This is a genomic window from Ruegeria sp. AF2 (genome assembly GCF_056542025.1).
The window spans coordinates 132045-154017 of the sequence record NZ_JBQFZC010000002.1 but is presented as its reverse complement, the minus strand read 5'-3'; the positions used below and the strand labels follow the sequence as shown (position 1 = coordinate 154017).

The window sequence follows — 21973 nt, the reverse complement described above, 5'->3', positions numbered from 1 at the left end:
CATAACGCCGAGGAGGCCTGATGCGCATTGCAACCTACACTGCCAACGGTGAAACATTTTTTGGTGCGATCACTGATGAAGGCGCGGTCGCACTAAACAGCGAATTTGCCGAGTTCAAAAGCCTCTACGAGGTTGTCGCCGCCGGGGCGTTTGGCCAATTGACCAAGGCTGCCGAAGGAAAGCCCGTAACCCACACGGATTTCACCTTTGAGATGGTGATGCCGGATGTCCGCCGTATTCTGTGCGTTGGCGTGAACTTTCCAGATCGCAACGCGGAATACAAAGATGGAAGCGCCCAGCCGAAATACATGTCGCTATTTCCGCGTTTCGCCAGTGGATTTACCGGCCATAATCGCCCACTGATCCGACCGCCTGAAAATCACACGCTGGATTACGAAGGTGAAGTGGCCATCGTGATCGGCAAAGCAGGCCGCCGGATTTCGCAGGACGATGCTTATGGCCATATCGCAGCCTTGACCCTGTGCAACGAAGGGACAATCCGCGATTGGGTTCGGCACGCCAAGTTCAACGTCACCCAAGGCAAGAACTGGGATAAATCGGGTGCCATCGGCCCTTGGCTGGTCCCTTTCACTGATGCCGTGCAACTGGATAGCGCCTGCATTCAGACCCATGTGAATGGTGAGTTGCGTCAGGAAGATACGTTGAACCGGATGATGTTTCCGATCCGGCGCGAGATTGAATACATATCAACCTTTATGACCCTTCATCCGGGCGATATCATCGTCACCGGCACCCCAACTGGTGCAGGTGCACGATTTGATCCGCCAAAATACCTGGCTCCCGGCGATGTGGTTGAGGTATCCGTCGATGGAATCGGCACCCTGCGCAACACCATCGAGGACGAGCAGATATGACCCCAGAAGACCATGCGCGCGCTGCCACAGATCTACTGAATGCAGAAAGGACGCAAGCACAGATCGGTCTTTTGACACTGCGTTACCCCGAAATGGCGATGGATGACGCTTATGAAGTGCAGAATGCCATCTATCGTGCCAAATTGGCGGAAGGGCGCAAGGTCATCGGCTGGAAGATCGGGCTGACCTCAAAAGCGATGCAATATGCTTTGAATATCGACATTCCTGATAGTGGTATCCTGTTTGACAACATGGCCTTTGAAAATGGCGGGACCGTTCCCGCAGGTCGTTTCATCCAACCCCGTATCGAAGCCGAGATCGCTTTTGTCATAAAGGAGGCCATTGGTGGCGCGGATGTGAATCGCGATCAGGTTTTGCAAGCGACCGACTATGTTACTCCGTCCATTGAAATCCTCGACACTCGTATAAAGCGGGCAGACCCTGAGACTGGAAAGGCACGCACTGTATTCGACACGATCAGCGACAACGCCGCAAATGCCGGCATTGTACTAGGGGCGGAACGCCACCCAGCGGATGCGTTTGACCTGCGATGGGTAGGGGCCCTAACCTTCCGCAACGGCGAAATCGAGGAAACTGGCCTGGGTGCGGGCGTATTGAATGATCCGGTCGAAAGTGTGGTCTGGTTGGCCCGTCGCATGGCGCAATACGGCCAGAGCATTGAACCCGGCCACGTAATCCTGTCCGGCAGCTTCATTCGCCCGATCGAATGCCCGTCGGGTGCGGAAATCCACGCCGATTTCGGATCGTTCGGATCCGTCGACATCAATTTTGCCTAAAGGAGCAGCGACATGCCCGCACCAAAGAACACCTTTAAGGCTGCATTGAAGGCTGGAAAGCCTCAGGTCGGGTGCTGGATCGGAATGGCCGACGCATATGCAGCAGAAATTTCCGCGACCGCAGGGTTCGATTGGTTGTTGGTCGATGGCGAACACGCACCAAACGACCTGCGCTCGACCCTTGAACAGGTGCGAGTGATCGAAAGTTCGGGCAGCGCGCCCGTTGCACGTCTACCGATTGGTGAGACATGGATGATCAAGCAATATCTCGACGCGGGTGTTCAGAGTATTCTGGTGCCGATGGTCGAAAGCGCTGATCAGGCGCGCGAACTGGTGCGAGCGGTGCAATACCCCCCACGCGGCGTCCGAGGTGTGGGATCATCCCTTGCGCGGGCTTCGCAATTTGCCAAAATCCCGGACTACCTCGATACGGCGGATGAGCAGATTTGTCTGCTGGTACAGGTAGAGAACAACGCGGGCATGGCCGCTCTGGACGACATTCTGACGGTTGATGGAGTAGACGGAGTTTTTATCGGACCTGCAGATCTGGCCGCCGACATGGGTCATATCGGCAACGCCGGGCATCCAGATGTTGTGGAGGCCATTGAAGACGCGCTGACCCGCATCGTCGCGGCAGGTAAAGCCGCGGGTATCCTAACACTGGAGCCAGCAATGCAGCGTAGGTGCCTTGAGATCGGCGTGACCTTTCTGGCCACTGAAATTGACGTCACCCTTTTCGCAAAAAGCATGCGCGCAAAAGCGCAAAACGGCCTCGCGCTTTTGCCGCGACAAAACGCTATCGGATCGGCGACAACAGAAAATGCCAGCAAGTACTTACAGAAATTGTGCAAACATTGGTCACATAAGGGACAGGTCGAGTTCGATGCAAATACTGGAACCGTTTTTTTTGATAGTGGCAATGCCGTCGAACTAAAGGCGACGCCAGTAGCACTGGAAGTTCGCGCCTCGGCGCAGCCACGCGATGACCTGGACAGTTGGAAGACAGTGATTTCCGATCACCTGAAACGGTTTGCCTTTCGCGAAGAGTTTGAACTGAACTGGGATGACTAGCGACTTTTGCTAAGCTGGATATCACAGAAAAACAAAGAGGCCCTTCAGGAACTTTGTTTTTGGTCGGAGTGAGAGGATTCGAACCTCCGACCCCTGCCTCCCGAAGACAGTGCTCTACCAGGCTGAGCTACACTCCGACCGTGGCGCGTGATCTATACCTCGTCATATCGATGTGCAAGAGGGATTTTGAGCGTACACACATATGTCGTCGCTGGATTCGAGGGGTGGTTTTAACCCTTCGCCTGATCTGCGAATTCGCTGAGTCACTGCAACGGATCGGTTCGATACAGTCGGATTTTTGTTCCGCCGTGATCAACGATTGGGCCGGGGGGAAGCATTGGCAATCGCGTTGCGCGGGCAAGTCCGGGTGTGGTGGTGATGATGCCCACACGCCATCGCTGGAAACGACTGGATAATACCTTGCCTAAACTGCCATAGAGCGACCGCAGGCGCTTTTCATCACCGATGCGTGCCCCATAGGGCGGATTGACGATGACCAGCCCAGCTGGGCCTTCTGGCGGCTTGATATCACTGACCGAACAGTGCTGAAATCGGGTGGCATGATCCACTTGTGCCTGTCGGGCGTTAGAGCGTGAAGCCTCAATCGCGCCTGTATTGCGATCTGAGCCAAAGAATCTCAGCTGTGTTTCGGGTCGACCGGTACGAGTGCGCATTTTTTGCCAGACATCTGGATCGAAGCTTGCCAAATCTTCGAATGCGAACTGACGTGAGCGGCCTGGGGGCAGACCAAGTGCAATTTCAGCCGCTTCGATAACGAATGTTCCAGAGCCACACATCGGGTCTAGAACCGGTTCAGACCCGTCAAACCCACACTCACGCAGGAACATCGCGGCCATTGTTTCCCGCATCGGGGCCTTGGCGACTACAGGCTTATGACCGCGCTTGTGCAAGGGCTCGCCGGATGTGTCGACGGAGATCGTGCATATGTCTTTTTCGATTCGTAGCAGCACGCGGACTTTGCCATCGGGTGAGACTGAGGTGCCGAGCCCCTCGGATATGGCTTGTTCAATGCGCTGTCGCGCCGCTCCTGCATGATAGATGCGAGATTTGCGGCAGGTTGCTTCGACCTTCACGGGAATGTCTGGACTGAGATAACTCGCCCACGGGAATTTTCGGGCGCGCTTGTCCAATTGCGCCAAATGCACGGCGGGGAAACTGCCCAGTCGTACCAGAACCTTGTTGGCACCACGCAATTCCAGATTGGCGCGCCAGACTTCCGGCCAATCGCCACGGCACACGACACCACCTGGAACGATCCTGGCGCCTGAGAATCCGCGCTCTATGGCCTCGGCACACAAAGGCGTTTCGAGCCCCGGAGTGGCAATCAGAAAAATCTCGAATTTATCATTGTTGTCCATTGTGGTTGCTTACACCGGTTGATCAGCCTGTGCGACACGCAAATTAAATGGGCAAATTGTTCTGAACGACCGTAAGCTCAAAAGAATGTGACATTCCTTTTCGATTTTGGGCGGTAACAGGTTTGCGTTTGCACTCATCCCCGCGTAAAGGAGCCGTGATCGGAAATACGCCTGCGGATTCTGGTCGGATAATGGCGCTTTCGCGACCGGACAGACGGGAAATTTCGTGTTATTTCCTGGCATCATTGTAAGATGGCGCGCAGCAGGCGCAGGACAAAGGCTTGGAAGAACGTAGCAACATGCAAACTTTCAAACTAAAAAAAGGGTTGGATTTGCCGGTTGAAGGCGCGCCCGAACAGAAAATCCAGCCGGGGCCTGAATTCTCGTCGGTTGCCGTTCTGGGCAGTGATTATATCGGATTAAAGCCCAAGATGCTGGTGCAAGAGGGCGACGCGGTCCAGCGAGGAACGCCGTTATTCTGCCACAAGGATGCGCCCGACGCGATGATGGTCGCGCCGCTGACTGGCAAGGTCGTGGCAATTAATCGCGGGGCGCGACGTGTATTGCAGAGCGTGGTGATCGAGGTTTCGGATGCCAATGACGCCGGCATAGATTTCTCGCGCACCGGCGATGCCGAGACTGACGAAGGTGTTACGGCTAAGCTCTGCGCGGCCGGGCTGTGGACTTCTTTCCGGACACGTCCTTATTCAAAGATGCCCGAACCAGGCTCCAAGCCTACAGCAATCTTCGTGACAGCCATGGACAGCGATCCACTGGCAGGTGATGCGGCATTGGTTATTGCGGATGCGGGCGAGGCATTTGCGGCTGGTCTCGCAGCTGTCTCAAACCTGACCGACGGCAAGACTTATCTGTGCCAGCAAGAGGGGGCATCCATCCCCGGTTCCGATCTGCCAGGTATAGAAGCGGCTGCGTTTTCCGGCCCACACCCCTCGGGCCTTGCTGGAACTCATATTCACTTCCTTGAGCCGCTGACAGGGGACAAACAGGTTTGGACCATTGGCTACCAGGACGTGATCGCGATCGGTCGTCTGATGCAGACCGGTCATCTGGATTCAAACATCGTGATTGCTTTGTCTGGACCGGGCGCGCGCCAGCCGCGCCTGATCCGCACCGTGATGGGCGCGTCGACGGATGACCTGACCCGGGATGAAGTGAACGTCGACGGGATCGCGCGGATCATCTCGGGGTCGATCTTGTCGGGGCAGCATGCCGATGGTCCGACCGCCTATCTGGGCCGTTTTGCGCGCCAGATCAGCATTATTCGCGAAGATCATGATCAGCACACACTGGGCTGGATTCTTCCTATGCCTTCGAAATATGCGGTACAGCCTGTTTTGGGATCGGCTTTTGCCAAGAAACTCTATTCATTCACGTCAAACCTGAACGGTGGTCGCCGCGCGATGGTGCCGACGGGTGTATTCGAAGAGCTTATGCCCCAGGATTATCTGCCGACGCAATTGCTGCGGGCGCTACTGGTGATGGACACCGACACCGCGCAGGCGCTGGGTGCACTGGAACTGGACGAAGAAGACCTGGGCCTTGTGGGCTTTGCCTGCCCTGCGAAATATGAATATGGGCTGGCGCTGCGCGACTGCCTCACCAAGATTGAAAAGGAGGGCTGATCCACATGGGTTTGCGCAGCTTCTTCGATCGGATCGAGCCGAACTTTACCAAGGGCGGCAAGTACGAAAAATATTTCCCCATCTACGAGATGGTGGAAAGTTTTATCTACACTCCGAAAACCGTCACGACCGTCGCGCCGCATGCGCGCTCTTACGTGGATATGAAGCGGATCATGACCTATGTCGTGATTGCTACGATCCCCGCAATCCTCTGGGGGATGTATAACACTGGCTATCAGGCAAACTCGGCCATCGCTACGTTGGGACCGGATTCGGCAACAGGCTGGCGGATTGCGATCCTGCAGGTGTTCGGCATCTCGCTGAACCCTGACAGCATTTTCGCCAATGTGATGCATGGATTGATGTATTTCCTTCCGATCTACATCACCACACTGGTTGCGGGCGGTATTTTTGAGGTCATCTTCGCCACTGTGCGCGGCCATGAGGTCAACGAGGGTTTTCTAGTAACCTCGATGCTTTACACCCTGATTATGCCTGCGACAGCGCCATTGTGGCAGGTCGCGTTAGGCATCATTTTCGGTGTCGTGATCGGTAAGGAAGTGTTTGGCGGCACGGGCAAGAACTTCCTCAACCCAGCGCTGGTCGGGCGTGCTTTCCTATATTTCGCCTATCCCGCGCAAATGTCGGGGGATTCAGTCTGGACCCCGGTGGATGGATTTTCCGGTGCGACTGCTTTGGGTATCTCAGCTGCTGAAGGCGTTCAAGCACTGGCGGCCGACGGGATCACCTGGGCCAATGCCTTCTTCGGGCAAATTCAGGGTAGCTTTGGAGAGACATCGACGCTGGCTTGCATGATTGGCCTGGCCTTCCTGCTGACGACCAAGATTGCCAATTATCGCCTGATTGTGGGCTGTCTTGCGGGCACGATAGGCTTCACGCTTCTGCTGAATCTGATCGGATCGGACACAAATCCGATGTTCGCGATGCCTTGGTACTGGCATATCGTGCTTGGGGGCTACGCCTTTGGTCTGGCGTTCATGGTAACTGAGCCCGTTTCGGCCAGTCACACCAATATGGGCCGCTACATCTATGGCGCGCTGATTGGTATCATGGTTGTGATGATCCGCGTCATTAACCCAGCTTTCCCAGAAGGTATGATGCTGGCAATCTTGTTCGGAAACGTTTTTGCGCCGCTGATCGACTATTTCGTCGTCCAGGCAAACATCAAACGGAGGGCGCGTCGCCATGTCTGATACGCAATCCAATGAACCCAAGGGAGCGATTGCCAAGTTTCTGGCTGCTTCGCCGGATTCGGTTGGCAAGACTATCTTTGTTGCCGTTGCCGTCTGCCTTGTAGCCTCGATGGTCGTGTCTGCTGCTGCGGTCAGCCTGCGCCCGGTGCAGGAAATCAACCGTTTGAAGGATAAGCAAGTCAACGTTCTGCAAGTTGCCGGCATCTACGAACCAGGCATTGATGTGACCGAGGCATTCGCTGCCTTTGAGCCGCATGTACTGGAATTGTCTACAGGTGAATTCGTTGACGATCAGTTCGACGCGAGCACCTTTGATGATATCGCTGCTGCCAGCGATCCAGATCTGAGCGTCGCTTTGGACGATGACCCGGCTGGGATCGGGCGCAAGTCCAAGTACCGCGTGATCTATCTGCTGCGTGATGATGCAGGCGCGCTCGACAAGGTAATCCTGCCGCTTCACGGTTATGGCCTGTGGTCCACGCTTTATGGTTTCATCGCGCTGGAAAACAACGGCAACGATATCTACGGCCTGCAGTTCTATCAGCACGGTGAGACACCGGGCCTTGGCGCCGAGGTGGACAATCCTCGCTGGAAGGCGCTGTGGAATGGCAAAAAGCTGCGCGATGATGCAGGCGATCTGCAAATCACCGTTGCCAAGTCGCAGCCTGCGGCAGGCCCCGATTTCTATGTCGATGCGCTGGCTGGTGCCACGCTGACGTCGGTTGGTGTCGATAACCTGGTGAAATTCTGGATGGGCGACGCGGGCTACGCCCCGTTCCTGGCCAAACTGCAAGCAGGAGAGCTCTGATGTCTCAGACCAAGAAAGAGATGCTGGTCGACCCGCTTGTCGACAACAACCCGATCACGCTGCAGGTGCTGGGCATCTGTTCGGCGCTGGCGGTGACCTCGTCACTGCAGGTGTCTATGGTGATGGCGCTGGCGGTGATCTTCGTGACCTCGTTCTCGTCTTTCTTCATCTCGTGCCTGCGCAACCAGATCCCCGGCTCAATCCGGATCATCGTGCAGATGGTGATCATCGCCTCGCTGGTGATCCTGGTGGACCAGATCCTCAAGGCTTATGCGTTCGAGATTTCCAAAACGCTGTCCGTCTTCGTCGGCCTGATCATCACCAACTGCATCGTGATGGGCCGGGCCGAGGCGTTTGCCATGAAGAACCCCCCGGTCGCGTCCTTTATCGACGGCATGGGCAACGGCATGGGCTATGGTCTGATCCTGCTGCTGGTCGGCTTCATTCGTGAGCTGTTTGGCGCCGGGTCACTGTTCGGTGTCACCATTCTGGAGACCATCAACAACGGCGGCTGGTATGTGCCCAACGGCATGCTGCTGCTGCCGCCGTCGGCTTTCTTCATCATCGGTCTGATCATCTGGGCCTTCCGCACATGGAAGCCGAACCAAGTGGAAGAGCGTGAATACAAAATCCAGCAGGTAGAGGCCCACTGATGGAAGGTCTGATTTCACTGGCCGTAAAGGCCATCTTTGTCGAAAACCTTGCGCTCAGCTTCTTTCTGGGGATGTGTACCTTCATCGCTGTTTCGAAGAAGATTTCAACTGCGCTGGGTCTGGGCATCTCGGTCATGGTGGTGCAGGCCATCACCGTGCCTGCCAACAATCTGCTGCTGAACTATTTGCTGAAACCGGGTGCGCTGGCTTGGGCGGGTTTCCCGGATGTGGACCTGACCTTCCTTGGACTGATCTCGTATATCGGCGTGATTGCGGCGATGGTTCAGATCCTAGAGATGGTGCTGGATAAGTACTTCCCCCCGCTCTACAACGCGCTGGGGATTTTCCTGCCGCTGATCACTGTAAACTGCGCCATTTTGGGTGGTTCACTGTTCATGGTGGAACGCGACTACAATTTTGCCGAAGCGGCGACTTACGGTCTGTCCTCTGGCTTTGGCTGGGCTCTGGCGATTACCGCGATGGCGGGTGTTCGGGAAAAGCTGAAGTATTCGGACATTCCCGATGGTCTGCAAGGCCTGGGCATCACTTTCATCACCGCTGGACTGATGGCGATGGCCTTCATGTCCTTCTCGGGCGTGAAACTGTAAGGAGGGCGGAATGGAAACCTTTGGCTTAGGTGTAGCCCTTTTCACCGTTATCGTTCTTGGTTTGGTTGCCATCATCATGGCGGCGCGGTCCAAGCTGGTTTCAACCGGCAACGTGAACATCACCATCAATGGTGAGAAAACAATCTCGGTCCCGGCGGGTGGCAAACTGCTGCAGACGCTTGCGGCAGAGAAGCTATTCGTGCCCTCCGCTTGTGGTGGTGGTGGCACCTGCGCGCAATGTCGCGTGCGCGTGCATTCCGGCGGTGGCTCGATCCTGCCGACCGAGGAAAGCCATATCACCAAGCGCGAGGCGTCTTGTGGTGACCGGCTATCCTGTCAGGTTGCAGTCAAGCAGGATATGGAAATCGAAGTTCCCGAAGAGGTCTTCGGCGTCAAGAAATGGGAATGCATAGTTCGCTCGAACGAGAATGTGGCGACCTTTATCAAAGCCCTGACGCTGGACCTGCCTGAAGGCGAAGATGTGAATTTCCGCGCTGGTGGTTACATCCAAATCGAAGCGCCTGCACACCAGCTCGTCTATACGGATTTCGACGTAGAAGAAGAATACCGCGAGGATTGGGATCGCTTCAATCTATGGCAGTACAAATCCGTCGTCGCCGAACCGATCGAACGCGCCTATTCCATGGCAAACTATCCGGATGAAAAAGGCATGATCATGCTGAACGTCCGCGTGGCTTCGCCCCCTCCTGGGTCCGAAGGTATCCCTCCGGGTCAGATGTCGTCGTATATTTTCAACCTGAAACCGGGCGACAAGGTCACAATCTCAGGTCCCTTTGGTGAGTTCTTTGCTCGCGAGACAGAAAAAGAGATGGTCTTCATCGGTGGTGGTGCTGGTATGGCCCCAATGCGCAGCCATATCTTTGACCAGCTCAAACGCCTTGAAAACCGCAACCGCAAGATCAGCTTCTGGTATGGAGCGCGGTCGAAGAAAGAGATGTTCTTTGTCGAAGATTTCGACACGCTGGCCAAGGAATTCGACAATTTCGAATGGCACGTTGCGTTGTCGGACGCCCAGCCCGAGGATGACTGGAAAGGCTACACTGGCTTTATCCACAACGTTTTGTTCGAGGAATATCTGAAGAACCACCCCGCACCCGAGGATTGCGAATACTACATGTGTGGTCCGCCAATCATGAACCAGTCGGTCATCAACATGCTGCTGGATCTGGGCGTGGACCGCGAAGACATCATGCTCGACGATTTCGGCGGATAAACAGAATCGGTCGGTTCCAACCCTTGGGACCGACCATTTTCATTTTGGGTCTGATGTTGGGCAGGCTGCCAATATCAACGTCTGCATTTGGCGAACTCCGCTTCATATTTTGCCGCATTGGGCAGCAGGTCTTATGTTAACCGGATGGATCAAAAGGCTTATCGCATCTCAAACACCGCCTGATCAGACGGTGAATCTGCATTCATTGGCGCCTACAGAAAAATTCTACGCAATCGGAGACATACATGGGAGGTTGGATCTTTTACAACGGCTCCTGCCTGCGCTGGATAACGACTGTCCGGTGGTGTTTGTAGGCGACTATGTTGACCGGGGCGGATACAGCGCGCAGGTGTTGCGTCAGCTACATCACCTCGACACGAACCCCGAAACCCGGGCGATCTGCCTGAAAGGCAATCACGAAGATATGCTGCTTGGGTTTTTGTCTGATCCAACACGGATGGAGCGTGTCTGGCTGTATAATGGCGGTGCTCAGACTTTGGCTTCGTTTGGGCTTGCTGATATTGACCAGTCCAACCCGCAAGCCGTTGCCGAACAACTGCAGCAAGCGATGGGACAACCGCTTTTGGACTGGCTGCATGATCGGCCGCTGACCTGGACGAGCGGGAATGTAACGGTTGTTCATGCCGCGCTTGATCCATCGCAGCCGGTCGATCGGCAACAGGACAGAACTTGCCTTTGGGGGCATCCTCATTTCCGCAAGAAACGCCGGAAAGACGAGCAATGGGTGGTGCATGGCCATACCATCGTCGACGAAGCTCGGGTCGAGCATGATGTCATTTCGATCGATACAGGTGCGTTCATCACCGATCAGTTGACGGCTGCGGAAATCTCGCCTGGTTCTGTCCGATTTATCTCGACCACGCGCGCTGGTATCGCGCGCGTATCGGTGTAAGTCGCTAGCCTACGATCATTTGCTTCATTCTAAGTGCTTCATATTCCAGTTCTTTCAAGCGGAAATGAACCACATCGCCAATGGTGATCACCCCGCGCAGATTTCCATCACTCAGTACGGGCATATGCCGGAACCGGCCTTCGGTCATGGTTTTCAGCACGTCGTTCAGATAATCTTCGGGGCTGCAGGTTTTAACCTCAGTCGTCATAAGATCAGCCACGGTTTGGGGTAGGGTCTGGCCGGGCGTTTCCGCCATACGGCGCACGATATCACGTTCGGAAAGGATACCCTGCAGGGCACCATTCTGATCCGTCACAACAACGGCCCCGATGCGTTTTTCGCGCAAGATATCCACGACCGAGTGAATCGTGTCGTTGGGCCGCACCGAAAACACAGCATCACCTTTGCCTTCCATCAGTTTCGCAACCGTTGTCTGGGTATGCGACAGATTGGTCTCAACTGATTGACTGCGGGTTGTCGCCGCGGCCTTGTCGCCGCGTGTCGGAGGCTGGTAAGAGCTTGGGGCCATGGGCGGTCTCCTCTTTCACCGGTATTGTCCTTACAACCTACCTTACCGCAGGGACCGGCCCTGTATAGGGTGCAATTTCGAAAACCGGCGTAACTCGGCCACTTCAAAAGGAAATTGCTTGTGAGCAACCTGTATCTGACGCCACCAGTCGCCGCGCTGATATTCTTTATCGTGGTGGTCTGCGGCCATAACTTTCGCATGGCTTGGAAACAGCAACCGGAAGGTTGGCAAAAGCGCGCTTGGCTGTTTGGCGTCCCGGCAGCAATCGGGCTTTTTGCATTGGCGTTTTTGCCGCTCAAGATTTGATGTCGGTTTGACTCTGAACAGGCTCACTGGCATATGCCGGGCAAGAACACTCCCGGGAGATTGCACCATGCGCCCACTGATCGCACTGGCCTCACTTTTGATTGTTTCGGCCTGTTTGTTTGGCAAAGAACCGGATGTGGTGCGCCTGTCTGGCGAGACGATGGGAACCACGTTCAATATCACCGCAATCGGCGATGATTTGGACGAAGCAGCGCTGGGGCAAGCGGTTCAGGAGACCCTGGCGCAGGTCAATGCCAAGATGTCCAACTGGGACCCGAATTCCGAGGTCTCGACCTTCTCGGCCTCAGGCAGCACGGACCCCATGCAAGTGTCAGACGAATTTGCCTTCGTTATCGAGGCCGCAAATGAGGTTCACGAGAAATCCGGTGGTAAGTTTGATGTTACCCTTGGTCCGCTGATCGAATTGTGGGGGTTTGGACCGCGAAAACCTGAAGACCCAATTCCGGCAGATGACGAGATCGCGACAGCGCTAGGGCAAGTGGGACAAGCGCGGTTGTTAGACTTGGATCGCGGAGCGGGCACTTTGGCCAAGTCAGAGGCCGGAGTCGGGATCAACCTGTCTGCGATTGCCAAAGGCTATGGCATCGATGCGGTTGCCGCACAGCTGCGCGAGGCCGGGATCGAGAACTATATGGTCGAGATCGGTGGTGATCTGGTGACCATGGGCGAGAATGACAAAGGCGAAAGCTGGCGCATCGGGATCGAAAAACCCGAGACTGGCGCGCAATCAATCCAGTTGATCGTGCCGCTCGACAATCTGGGAATGGCGACCTCGGGTGATTACAAGAACTTCTTCGAACAGGACGGGGTGCGCTATTCGCATATCATTGACCCGACGACGGGCCGCCCGATTACTCATCGCACCACTTCGGTTACTGTTTTAGCAGACAACGCCATGATGGCGGATGCGTGGGCAACGGCGATGCTGGCATTGGGTCTGGAAAAGGGTCTGGAACTGGCCGAAGAGCATAAACTTGCCGTGTTCTTCATCTCGCGGGATGTGACAAGCGAAGAAGAAGCCTATATCACCGTACAAAGCAGCGCCTTCAAGGATGCGCTGGGGACCAACTGACCGGTAGGAACCGCTATGAGCACCTTTATTCTAGCCTTTTTCCTGTTGCTGATCGTCATGGTTGGCATGGCGCTGGGTGTGATGTTGATGGGCAAAACTATCAAAGGCAGCTGCGGTGGCCTGAACGCGATCTCGGGTGCCGATAAATGTGTGGTCTGTCAAAAGGATATCGATCCCGACAGCCCTCTGCGCGACCAGTTGCAGTGCAAGCGTGCGAAAAAGATGCTGCAACAGATGGAAGGCTAGGATAACCCTCTTGGCATGAACAAAGCCAAGAACGTCCTCTTCATCATGTTCGACCAATTGCGCTGGGATTACCTCAGCTGCTACGGACATCCACATCTGCATACGCCAAATATTGACCGTCTCGCCTCGATGGGTATGCGGTTCACACGTGCCTACATCCAGTCACCGATCTGCGGCAGTTCCCGTATGTCGACCTATACCGGCCGCTATGTGCATTCGCACGGCGCGTCATGGAATGGAATCCCGCTGAAAGTTGGTGAGATCACCATGGCCGATCACTTGCGCAAGGCGGGGATGGATTGCTGGTTGGTCGGCAAGACTCATATGCGCGCAGATGCCGAGGGCATGGCCCGTTTGGGGCTTGAGCCCGACAGCCTGATCGGCGCGCGCGTCGCTGAATGCGGGTTTGATGTCTTTGAGCGCGATGACGGGATGCGCCCCGAAGGGCCGGATGGGTTTTATGACCCGGATGGCGCCAAAAGGTACAACGAGTATCTGAAAGACAAAGGCTATGAGAGTGACAACCCCTGGCACGACTTCGCCAATTCGGGGCTGGATGAAGAGGGCAATGTACTTTCAGGTTGGTTCCTGAAAAATTCGTCAGAGGCCGCGAATATCGCCGAGGAAGACAGCGAAACGCCTTATCTCACCTCTCGCGGCATTGAGTTCATGGAAAACCATGAGGGGCCGTGGTGCTGCCACCTCAGCTATATCAAACCGCATTGGCCCTATATTGTGCCAGAACCCTACGCCTCGATGTATGGTCCCGAACACGTTCTGCCTGTCATTCGGTCCGAAGCTGAACGGCAGAACGCTCATCCGGTGCTGAAAGCGTTCATGGATACGAAAATCGGCCATACCTTCTCGCGTCAGGATGTACGCGAGGCCGTGATCCCAGCCTATATGGGCCTGATCAAGCAGGCTGACGACCAAATGGGGCGGCTGTTCGACTGGATGGAACAGACCGGACGAATGCAGGACACGATGATCGTGCTGACCTCGGACCACGGGGATTTTCTGGGCGATCACTGGATGGGAGAGAAGACCTTCTTCCATGACGCCTCGACCAAAATGCCGCTGATCATCTATGATCCATCGCCCGAGGCTGATGCCACGCGCGGCACCACATGCGATGCATTGGTCGAATCCATCGATCTAGCGCCCACGTTTCTGGAGGTTGCAGGCGGTGAACCCGCAGGGCACATTTTGGAGGGGCATTCGTTGCTGCCCATCCTGCACGGTCAGGCCGAAAGCACTCCGCGCGATGTGGTGATTTGTGAGTACGACTACTCCGCATCCCCCATTGCGCAGACACTGAACGCCTCGGTTCGGGATGCGGTCATGTTCATGGTTGCAAACGAGAAATGGAAGCTGATCCATTGTGAAGGGGGCTATCGCCCGCTTTTGTTTGATCTAGAGAATGATCCGAATGAGCTGACGGACCTGGGCGAAAGCGATGAGCATGCAGACATCATCGCCGAGATGTATGATCACCTGTTCACCTGGACGCGGCGACAGTCGCAGCGCACGACCCGGTCGGAAGAACAACTGCTAAACATGCGTGGATCAAGCCGAGGAACAGGCGTGGTGATCGGTATTTACGACGAAAACGAGATGCCGCTTGAGCTGACCGTTAAATACCGCAACCGCAAAGCGCGACCCTTTGGGGACTACAAGACAGATTAATTCTTCATTCGCGGCCCTAATGACGGTTCAACCTTGAGCGGGCAGGGGGTAGAAGACAGCAACGCCGCCTCAATCGGAGAGCTTTCATGACCGCCCCAAAGCCCGTTGTCCTTTGTATCCTTGATGGTTGGGGCCTATCCGACGACACCAAGGCCAATGCGGTTTATCTGGCAAATACGCCAACCTTTGATGCTCTCATGGCTGAAGGTCCTCATGCGCAACTGATAACGCACGGGCCGGATGTGGGTCTACCTAGTGGTCAGATGGGTAATTCCGAGGTTGGTCACACCAATATCGGGGCTGGGCGCGTGGTTGCGATGGATCTGGGGCAGATTGACCTAGCCATAGAAGACGGTTCTTTCTTTCACAATGAGGCGCTGCAGAGCTTCATCGCTAAGGTGAAAGCTGCAGGCGGGACAGCGCATCTGATGGGGCTGGTATCGGATGGGGGCGTGCACGGGCACCTGGATCACATCGTGGCTGCCGCCAAAGCGGTTACCGATGCGGGTGTGCCTGTGGCGCTACATGCGATCACCGACGGGCGCGATGTGGCCCCGAAATCGGCCTTTACCTATATCGCCGAACTCGAAGACCGGTTGCCCGATGGCGCAAATGTTGTCACCGTCTGTGGGCGCTACTTTGCCATGGACCGCGATAATCGCTGGGAACGCGTTTCCGAGGCCTATGACGCAATAGTCAAAGGTCAGGGGCGCACCGTGGCCTCGGCCCATGAGGCCGTCGACCATGCCTACGCCCAATCCGAAACCGACGAGTTTATCGCGCCCACGGTTCTTGCTGGTTATTCCGGTATTAAGGACGGTGATGGGTTCTTTTGCCTGAACTTCCGCGCCGACCGTGCCCGAGAAATCCTGCGGGCAATTGGGGAGCCCGGTTTTGCTGAGTTCGACAACGGTCCGCGCCCGCAGTTGTCGGCGTTACTGGGCATGGTTGAGTATTCCGATGGCCATAACGATTATATGACGACCGTATTTCCCAAGCGGGATATCGTGAACACGCTGGGCGAATGGGTTGCTAAGCAAGGCCTGCGCCAGTTCCGGCTGGCCGAAACCGAGAAGTACCCTCATGTCACTTTCTTCCTGAACGGTGGCAAAGAGCAGCCCGAGGGTGGCGAGGATCGCTTCATGCCCAAATCGCCCAAAGTGGCGACGTATGATTTGCAGCCCGAGATGTCCTCGGCCGAAGTGACAGAAAAGTTCGTCGAGGCGATCCACGGCGGATATGATCTGATCGTCACCAACTACGCCAATCCAGATATGGTTGGTCATACCGGTGATCTGCAAGCTGCGATTGAAGCCTGTGAAGCTGTTGATCAAGGGCTGGGGCAGGTGGTTGCAGCGCTGAAGCAGGTCGGGGGTGCGATGATTTTGACCGCAGATCACGGTAATTGTGAAATGATGGATGACCCGGAAACGGGCGGTCCACATACGGCGCATACGCTGAATCCCGTGCCTGTTGTTCTGGTCGGCGGCCCCGAAGGGGCAAGCCTGCGCGATGGGCGCTTGGCCGATCTTGCTCCAACTTTGTTGCAGCTTATGGAATTGCCGAAACCCGTTGAAATGACAGGGGAAAGCTTGCTGACATGAGATTGCACCCGATCGTTGCTGCAGCGCTGATTTGGGCCACCCCTGTCGTCGCCCAAACCAGCCCGTCAAAGGCGGCACTAGAAGCGGCCGAGATGCTGGAGCAAGCCTCGATCGCGTTGACTGAGGCCGAATCTGCCCGCGACCGGGTCAAAGCCCTGACCGAAACCATAAAAGCCTACGAGGCCGGTCTGAGCGCTATGCGCGACGGCCTGCGCCGCGCGGCCTTGCGCGAGGCGCAATTGACTGCAGAATTGCAGGTACAAGAGCAGGAGGTGGCGCAGCTGTTAGGTGTTCTGCAGACGATCGAAACCACCGCGCCTCCGGTACTTATGCTGCACCCGTCCGGCCCACTTGGGGCCGCGCGCACTGGTATGATGTTGTCCGAAGTCACGCCTGGGTTGAACGCGCAGGCTCAGGCGCTTGCAAACGAATTGCAAGAGGTACAGACACTGCGACAGCTTCAACAAAACGCTGCCAATACGCTGACCGAAGGGTTGGAGGGTGTTCAGGATGCCCGCACGCAGCTTAGTGAGGCGATAGCGGACCGGACCGATCTGCCTCGCCGTTTCGTAGAAGATCCTGTGCGTACAGCGATCCTGATATCCTCGACCGAAACGCTGGATGGGTTTGCCAGTGGGTTATCCGAGATCACCGATGGTGAGATTGAAGATACAAATGCAGATGTCTCGGGCCGGAAAGGTCAAATCGCCTTGCCCGCACAAGGGGTCATGCTGCACCGGGCGGGCGAAACGGACGCAGCGGGGGTAACGCGCCCCGGGCTGGTGCTGGGCACGCGACCCCGCGCATTGGTCACCGCGCCAACGGCTGCCACGATCCGTTACCGCGGGCCCTTGCTGGATCTCGGGAATCTTGTGATCCTTGAACCCCAGCCCGGATTGCTATTCGTGTTCTCAGGTCTGCAAGAGGTATATGGTCTGACAGGGGAAGTGATACCCGAGGGTACTCCGGTAGGTTTGATGCCGGGTGAAACTCCGGAAATCGGCGCTATTATGTCAACAAGCGGTGATGGCACTGGAACTGACTGGTCAGAAACGCTCTATATAGAAGTAAGACAGGATAACAGCCCAGTGGACCCGGAATCATGGTTCCGGACGGACAAGGATGGATAAACGAGTATGAAGAAATTTGTGATGGCCGGACTGGCCGGCACCGTGGCAGGGATAGTCGCAACAACACAGATCGCAGGCCCTTTGCTTGCGCAAGAGGCCGAGAACAAGGCAAGCGTTTACGAACAACTTGATCTGTTCGGTGACATTTTCGAACGTATTCGCGCCCAGTATGTCGAAGAGGTAGAAACCGACGAGCTGATCGAGGCTGCGATTGACGGGATGCTGACCTCGCTAGACCCACATTCCAGCTACCTGTCGCCTGATGATGCCGAGCAGATGCGCGTGCAGACACGTGGCGAGTTTGGCGGGCTCGGTATCGAAGTTACGCAGGAAGAAGGCTTTGTCAAAGTTGTATCGCCCATCGATGACACCCCAGCGGATGCTGCTGGTATCGAAGCGGGCGATTTCATCACTCATGTGGATGGCGAGAGCATTTTGGGGCTGACGCTGGATAAAGCCGTGGACCTGATGCGCGGCCCGGTGGGATCGGAAATCGTGATCACAGTCGTGCGTGAAGGCGAGCAGGAGCCATTCGACGTAACGATCGTTCGCGACACGATCAAGCTGACCGCAGTTCGTGCACGTACCGAAGGTACAAGTGTCGTGTTGCGTGTCACGACCTTCAATGACCAAACCTATCCGAACCTTAAGGAAGGACTGGAAGAACAGATTGAAGAGGCCGGGGGCATCGAAAACGTCAATGGGATCGTTCTGGATCTGCGTAACAATCCCGGCGGGTTGTTGACTCAGGCCATCAAGGTCTCTGACGCATTCCTGGATGAGGGCGAAATCGTCTCGACCCGGGGTCGCAATCTCGAAGATGGTGAACGATTCAACGCAACACCCGGCGATCTGACCGGAGGCAAGCCCATCGTTGTGCTGATCAACGGTGGTTCGGCCTCGGCGTCGGAAATTGTCGCGGGCGCCTTGCAGGATCACAACCGCGCCATCGTGGTTGGCACTAAGAGCTTCGGCAAGGGATCGGTGCAGACGGTCATGCCGCTTCGGGGTGACGGGGCTATGCGTCTGACAACCTCTCGCTACTACACGCCCTCGGGTCGTTCGATTCAGGCGCTTGGCGTCAGCCCGGACATCATCGTCGAGCAACCGCGCAACAACCCGGTTGACGAGGAAGAGGAAGATACAAACACCCGCACCCGGTCCGAGGCCGATCTGCGCGGCAGCCTGAATAATGACAGCCTCAGCGAGGACGAGATTCGCCAGATCGAAGAAGATCGCGCCAAGGCCGAAGCCACCGCGGAGCTGCGGGAAGAGGATTATCAACTGGCCTATGCCATCGATATCCTCAAGGGCCTGTCCGCATTCAATCCGACTGGACCGTCACAATAAAGGGGAGGGGGGCCGCCATCAGCGGCCCTATTCTCGCACCCTGAAGTGTTACCCTTCGACCTTGTGCAGCTTTTTCTCATCCAGCATCAGCGCTAGGACGATTCCAGCAGCGACTGAGATCGTGGCGAATACAAAAGCCATATTCATTCCGGTATCAAAGGCCGCCGCAATGGCGGCCTGAACCTTTTCAGTTTCACCTGAATTCAACTTTTCAAGCACTGCTTTTGCCGAGTCTGTGTTCAGCGTTCCACCATTGATCGCTTTCTGATCAGCCTCGGACATGTTGATGCCTGACGCAGTCAATCGGGTTTTCAGGCTGGACAGGCTTGTCACATACATGACCGCCGTCGCACAGGCGACCGCGATTGCCCCATAGACCAGATGGGTCATGAAACTCAGGCCGCCAACCAGTCCGGCGCGTTCCGGCTTGACCGCGCATACAGCGGCTGTTCCCGAAGGCCCGACCGTCAGCGTTGCGCCCAAACCAATCAGCGCCATTCCGGGAAGAATCTGAAAATATCCGGTCCCGGAGGGCATGATGACAACGCTTGCCGCCCCGACTGTGGCGCAAATATATCCCCAAAACAGCAGTCGCTTGGGCCCAAAATCGTTATACAGCGTACCCGAGACGATCGATCCGACCGCTAGCAACACCGTCAGCGGTGCCAAACCCAGCGCCGATTGGAACACAGACCATCCCAAGACTTTTTGCATATACTGCGGAAAATAAAGCAGCCCGACAAAAGCTGCCGAGACGTTGAACATATTCAGACCTAAGGTAATCAAAAACTCTCGGTTCTGCATCAACTGAGGCATTAGCAAGGGTTCCTTGACCCTCTTTTCGACTTTCGGAAACAGGAAGAACAAAACGGCGCTGACAAAAAACAGCAGCAAAAGCGGCAGCGAAGTCCAGCCCCAATCGGCACCAACGTCCAAACCGTAAAGCAAGAGCAAAACTGCAAAAGACAGGATACCCATCCCGGCAAAGTCGATGTGTTCACCTTTCTTATGCTCGGTCTCACGCTCCATCAGCAGGATCGCAGTCGTCATCGAAATGCTGGAAAACACCACATTGGCGAGGAAAAACAACCTCCAATCACCCAGATTGACCACCGCGCCGCTAATCATCGGTCCAAAGACATTACCCGTGGTGACACCCGCCAGTATCAGCCCCATCACCAATGCGCGGTGTTCTTCTTTCGACACTTTGGTGGCTCCAAATGCCAGTGTGCAGGGCCACACGCATCCCGCCCCGATCCCCTGCAAGGCGCGTGCGCCGATCAGGTAGTCCAAACCGGGTGAGACAAAGCATAAAACCGACGCAAACAGAAAGATCGAAAGACCGATGATCATCATCTTGCGATGACCATACATGTCACCCAGGCGACCTCCGGCCACCATCGTCATGGCAAAGAACAGAGCGTAAATATTCAGAACCCACTGGGTGCTGGTGATGTCGGCGTCAAAGCTGTTTTCGATTGCCGGGACCAGCATGAGGGCACCGGTAAAATCGATCCCGATCCCGAAACCCGTCACCATCAGCGCGATGACCTTTATGATGCTGTTGCGATCCATAGGCCAATCCAATGATGCACGTATGGACCTGAAAAGATAGGGACAATCCTATCGGTACTGTGGTCAGGTTTCGCTTTGAGATGCCTGAGAGCGGCGGAACGCGCGCTTTAACATGTCCAACTCGGCGCGCAACAAAGCGACTTCGGCCCTCAAGTCATCTGCGGCGGGTGAACCGGCGATGATGGTGAAATCCCCCAGCTTATGGCCTGTTGTTCCATCGTGAATCACGACAGTATGGACACCTTCCGACAGGGCGGCGGGCGGCACTGGGATGCGCAAGGCCCAGCCATCTGTTGCTGGTTCCAACTCAACATCAGTCAAAGGCTCACCAAGAAACAGCACCTTGATCTGAGGGGGGCTTTCGCTGGTCAAATGGCCTTCCCACAGGCCGTTTTCGAAGCGGATTGGTGTCAGGGTGGTATGAGACATTGAGTACCCTTTACAGATCAGCCCGGTGGTAACGGCAAAATGTCAGGTCACGAAACACCACACGGTTCATCGCGGGTTGATCAATGATCAGATCCAGCCAGAGTTTTTCAATTCGACGCTCATTCACGTTCAGATGGGCCAGATCAAAATCTACAGTCGCCGCAGGTGTTGAAAGATCAAGTTCGCGCAGAACCTGCTCGGTATTAGGGCCATGCTGAATGTTCAGGCGGGCGAAGACAACGGTAGAACGCTCGCACTCAACCAGAGTGTCGACCCGCATCAGATGCTGGCGGGACAGATTTATGGCGGCATCCGTGGGCAGATCAATGGAAAGCGACAGGAAAGATCCCTGAAAATCAAATACCTCAACGGCCAGACTGAAAGGCGCCAAATCCTTGTCTCGCCGATTTCGGATTTGCTGCAGCCCGATCTCGACCTGGCTGCAATCGTGAAACAGGATGACCTGCCCATCCATCCGCGCCTTGCGCGGGGCCGAGGCTATACCTTTGCGGATCAGTGGCGTCCGCCACAGGTCCGGTCGCCACGACCAATCCGTTCCCAGGGGTTTTGGAAACTGCGTCGCCCCAATCAAGGGTTGGATCAGGCGAGCATCAGCTTTTTGAATTGCTTGTTCAAGTTTGCCGCGCAACCGCCGGGCGTCATCACGTTGGCGGCGAAGCTCAGGCAGTGCGAGGTGGTCAGACTGCTGCGCGGCACGCTGCCAGCGCCCCAGAGCCTTTAGTTGAATATATCGATCCAGTAACCTGCCCATCGCCCCATCTTTCAAGACAGCCCCTCTTTAGTCAAAGTCGGGGCAGGGGACAAACCAG

At 55.8% G+C, this 21973-nt stretch carries 22 protein-coding genes and 1 tRNA gene; 17 read left to right on the top strand and 6 right to left on the bottom strand.

The window, feature by feature from the left end; translation table 11 throughout:
* Positions 1-20: 20 nt before the first annotated feature.
* From ACR0NM_RS08500 to ACR0NM_RS08490, 3 genes are read left to right on the top strand one after another with little or no spacing between them, the layout of a single operon-like run.
* Entirely contained in the window at positions 21-875 is an 855-nt protein-coding gene (locus ACR0NM_RS08500; RefSeq protein ID WP_480614079.1) for a fumarylacetoacetate hydrolase family protein, read from the top strand.
* The gene (gene hpaH, locus ACR0NM_RS08495; protein WP_480614077.1) at positions 872-1672 is read left to right on the top strand and encodes a 2-oxo-hept-4-ene-1,7-dioate hydratase; all 801 of its coding nucleotides are present in this window, start codon (positions 872-874) and stop codon (positions 1670-1672) included. The genes ACR0NM_RS08500 and hpaH overlap by 4 nt, the downstream gene beginning before the upstream one ends.
* Before the next feature lie 12 nt (positions 1673-1684).
* Positions 1685-2743, top strand: a complete 1059-nt coding sequence (locus ACR0NM_RS08490) for an aldolase/citrate lyase family protein (protein ID WP_480614075.1) — start codon at positions 1685-1687, stop codon at positions 2741-2743.
* 60 nt (positions 2744-2803) lie between these two features.
* Here ACR0NM_RS08490 and ACR0NM_RS08485 read toward each other — a convergent pair.
* Together ACR0NM_RS08485 and ACR0NM_RS08480 are read right to left on the bottom strand one after the other, a co-directional pair.
* A tRNA-Pro gene (locus ACR0NM_RS08485) sits at positions 2804-2880 on the bottom strand.
* 126 nt (positions 2881-3006) lie between these two features.
* Positions 3007-4122 (bottom strand): THUMP domain-containing class I SAM-dependent RNA methyltransferase, encoded by a 1116-nt coding sequence (locus ACR0NM_RS08480; RefSeq protein WP_480614073.1) that lies wholly within the window; start codon positions 4120-4122, stop codon positions 3007-3009.
* Between the two features lie 299 nt (positions 4123-4421).
* Between ACR0NM_RS08480 and ACR0NM_RS08475 the strand changes: the two genes are divergently transcribed.
* The 7 genes from ACR0NM_RS08475 (at position 4422) to ACR0NM_RS08445 (ending at position 11195) form a co-directional block, all read left to right on the top strand.
* Positions 4422-5765, top strand: a complete 1344-nt coding sequence (locus tag ACR0NM_RS08475; protein ID WP_480614071.1) for a Na(+)-translocating NADH-quinone reductase subunit A — start codon at positions 4422-4424, stop codon at positions 5763-5765.
* A 5-nt stretch (positions 5766-5770) separates the two neighbouring features.
* Positions 5771-6979 carry an NADH:ubiquinone reductase (Na(+)-transporting) subunit B gene (locus ACR0NM_RS08470; RefSeq protein WP_170393985.1) on the top strand — a complete coding sequence of 403 codons (1209 nt, stop codon included), beginning with the start codon at positions 5771-5773 and terminating at the stop codon, positions 6977-6979.
* A complete protein-coding gene (locus ACR0NM_RS08465) occupies positions 6972-7787 on the top strand; it encodes a Na(+)-translocating NADH-quinone reductase subunit C (RefSeq protein ID WP_170635799.1) in 816 nt (271 codons plus the stop codon). Before ACR0NM_RS08470 ends, ACR0NM_RS08465 begins: the two co-directional genes overlap by 8 nt.
* Positions 7787-8440 carry an NADH:ubiquinone reductase (Na(+)-transporting) subunit D gene (locus ACR0NM_RS08460; protein WP_480614068.1) on the top strand — a complete coding sequence of 218 codons (654 nt, stop codon included), beginning with the start codon at positions 7787-7789 and terminating at the stop codon, positions 8438-8440. Before ACR0NM_RS08465 ends, ACR0NM_RS08460 begins: the two co-directional genes overlap by 1 nt.
* Positions 8440-9048: an NADH:ubiquinone reductase (Na(+)-transporting) subunit E gene (gene nqrE, locus ACR0NM_RS08455; protein WP_050603817.1), complete on the top strand. Its 609-nt coding sequence runs from the start codon at positions 8440-8442 to the stop codon at positions 9046-9048. Before ACR0NM_RS08460 ends, nqrE begins: the two co-directional genes overlap by 1 nt.
* A 10-nt stretch (positions 9049-9058) precedes the next feature.
* Positions 9059-10282, top strand: coding sequence for an NADH:ubiquinone reductase (Na(+)-transporting) subunit F (gene nqrF, locus ACR0NM_RS08450; protein WP_480614066.1), 1224 nt, complete (start codon positions 9059-9061; stop codon positions 10280-10282).
* A gap of 133 nt (positions 10283-10415) precedes the next feature.
* Positions 10416-11195, top strand: coding sequence for a metallophosphoesterase (locus ACR0NM_RS08445; protein ID WP_170625665.1), 780 nt, complete (start codon positions 10416-10418; stop codon positions 11193-11195).
* 4 nt (positions 11196-11199) lie between these two features.
* Here ACR0NM_RS08445 and ACR0NM_RS08440 read toward each other — a convergent pair whose 3' ends face one another.
* A complete protein-coding gene (locus tag ACR0NM_RS08440; protein WP_480614064.1) occupies positions 11200-11724 on the bottom strand; it encodes a CBS domain-containing protein in 525 nt (174 codons plus the stop codon).
* A 120-nt stretch (positions 11725-11844) separates the two neighbouring features.
* Here ACR0NM_RS08440 and ACR0NM_RS08435 point away from each other — a divergent pair, with 120 nt between their 5' ends.
* The 7 genes from ACR0NM_RS08435 to ACR0NM_RS08405 all read left to right on the top strand — a co-directional run bounded on the left by ACR0NM_RS08435 (position 11845) and on the right by ACR0NM_RS08405 (position 19139).
* Positions 11845-12030, top strand: a complete 186-nt coding sequence (locus tag ACR0NM_RS08435; protein WP_170407230.1) for a hypothetical protein — start codon at positions 11845-11847, stop codon at positions 12028-12030.
* Between the two features lie 67 nt (positions 12031-12097).
* Positions 12098-13123 carry an FAD:protein FMN transferase gene (locus ACR0NM_RS08430; RefSeq protein WP_480614062.1) on the top strand — a complete coding sequence of 342 codons (1026 nt, stop codon included), beginning with the start codon at positions 12098-12100 and terminating at the stop codon, positions 13121-13123.
* A gap of 15 nt (positions 13124-13138) precedes the next feature.
* Positions 13139-13369, top strand: a complete 231-nt coding sequence (gene nqrM, locus ACR0NM_RS08425) for a (Na+)-NQR maturation NqrM (protein WP_170393970.1) — start codon at positions 13139-13141, stop codon at positions 13367-13369.
* A 15-nt stretch (positions 13370-13384) separates the two neighbouring features.
* Positions 13385-15055 carry a sulfatase-like hydrolase/transferase gene (locus ACR0NM_RS08420; RefSeq protein ID WP_480614060.1) on the top strand — a complete coding sequence of 557 codons (1671 nt, stop codon included), beginning with the start codon at positions 13385-13387 and terminating at the stop codon, positions 15053-15055.
* An 86-nt stretch (positions 15056-15141) separates the two neighbouring features.
* A complete protein-coding gene (gpmI, locus tag ACR0NM_RS08415; protein ID WP_480614058.1) occupies positions 15142-16659 on the top strand; it encodes a 2,3-bisphosphoglycerate-independent phosphoglycerate mutase in 1518 nt (505 codons plus the stop codon).
* Positions 16656-17789 (top strand): peptidase M23, encoded by a 1134-nt coding sequence (locus ACR0NM_RS08410; protein ID WP_170625670.1) that lies wholly within the window; start codon positions 16656-16658, stop codon positions 17787-17789. Before gpmI ends, ACR0NM_RS08410 begins: the two co-directional genes overlap by 4 nt.
* Positions 17790-17795: 6 nt before the next feature.
* Positions 17796-19139 (top strand): S41 family peptidase, encoded by a 1344-nt coding sequence (locus tag ACR0NM_RS08405; protein WP_170393963.1) that lies wholly within the window; start codon positions 17796-17798, stop codon positions 19137-19139.
* Positions 19140-19187: 48 nt separating this feature from the next.
* Here the strand turns inward: ACR0NM_RS08405 and ACR0NM_RS08400 are convergent, their stop codons facing one another.
* From ACR0NM_RS08400 to ACR0NM_RS08390, 3 genes are all read right to left on the bottom strand, one after another.
* Positions 19188-20714 carry an MFS transporter gene (locus tag ACR0NM_RS08400; protein ID WP_170422711.1) on the bottom strand — a complete coding sequence of 509 codons (1527 nt, stop codon included), beginning with the start codon at positions 20712-20714 and terminating at the stop codon, positions 19188-19190.
* Between the two features lie 63 nt (positions 20715-20777).
* Positions 20778-21143 carry a hypothetical protein gene (locus ACR0NM_RS08395; protein WP_170407248.1) on the bottom strand — a complete coding sequence of 122 codons (366 nt, stop codon included), beginning with the start codon at positions 21141-21143 and terminating at the stop codon, positions 20778-20780.
* Positions 21144-21153: 10 nt separating this feature from the next.
* A complete protein-coding gene (locus ACR0NM_RS08390) occupies positions 21154-21915 on the bottom strand; it encodes a DUF6478 family protein (protein ID WP_170562004.1) in 762 nt (253 codons plus the stop codon).
* Between the last annotated feature and the right edge of the window lie 58 nt (positions 21916-21973).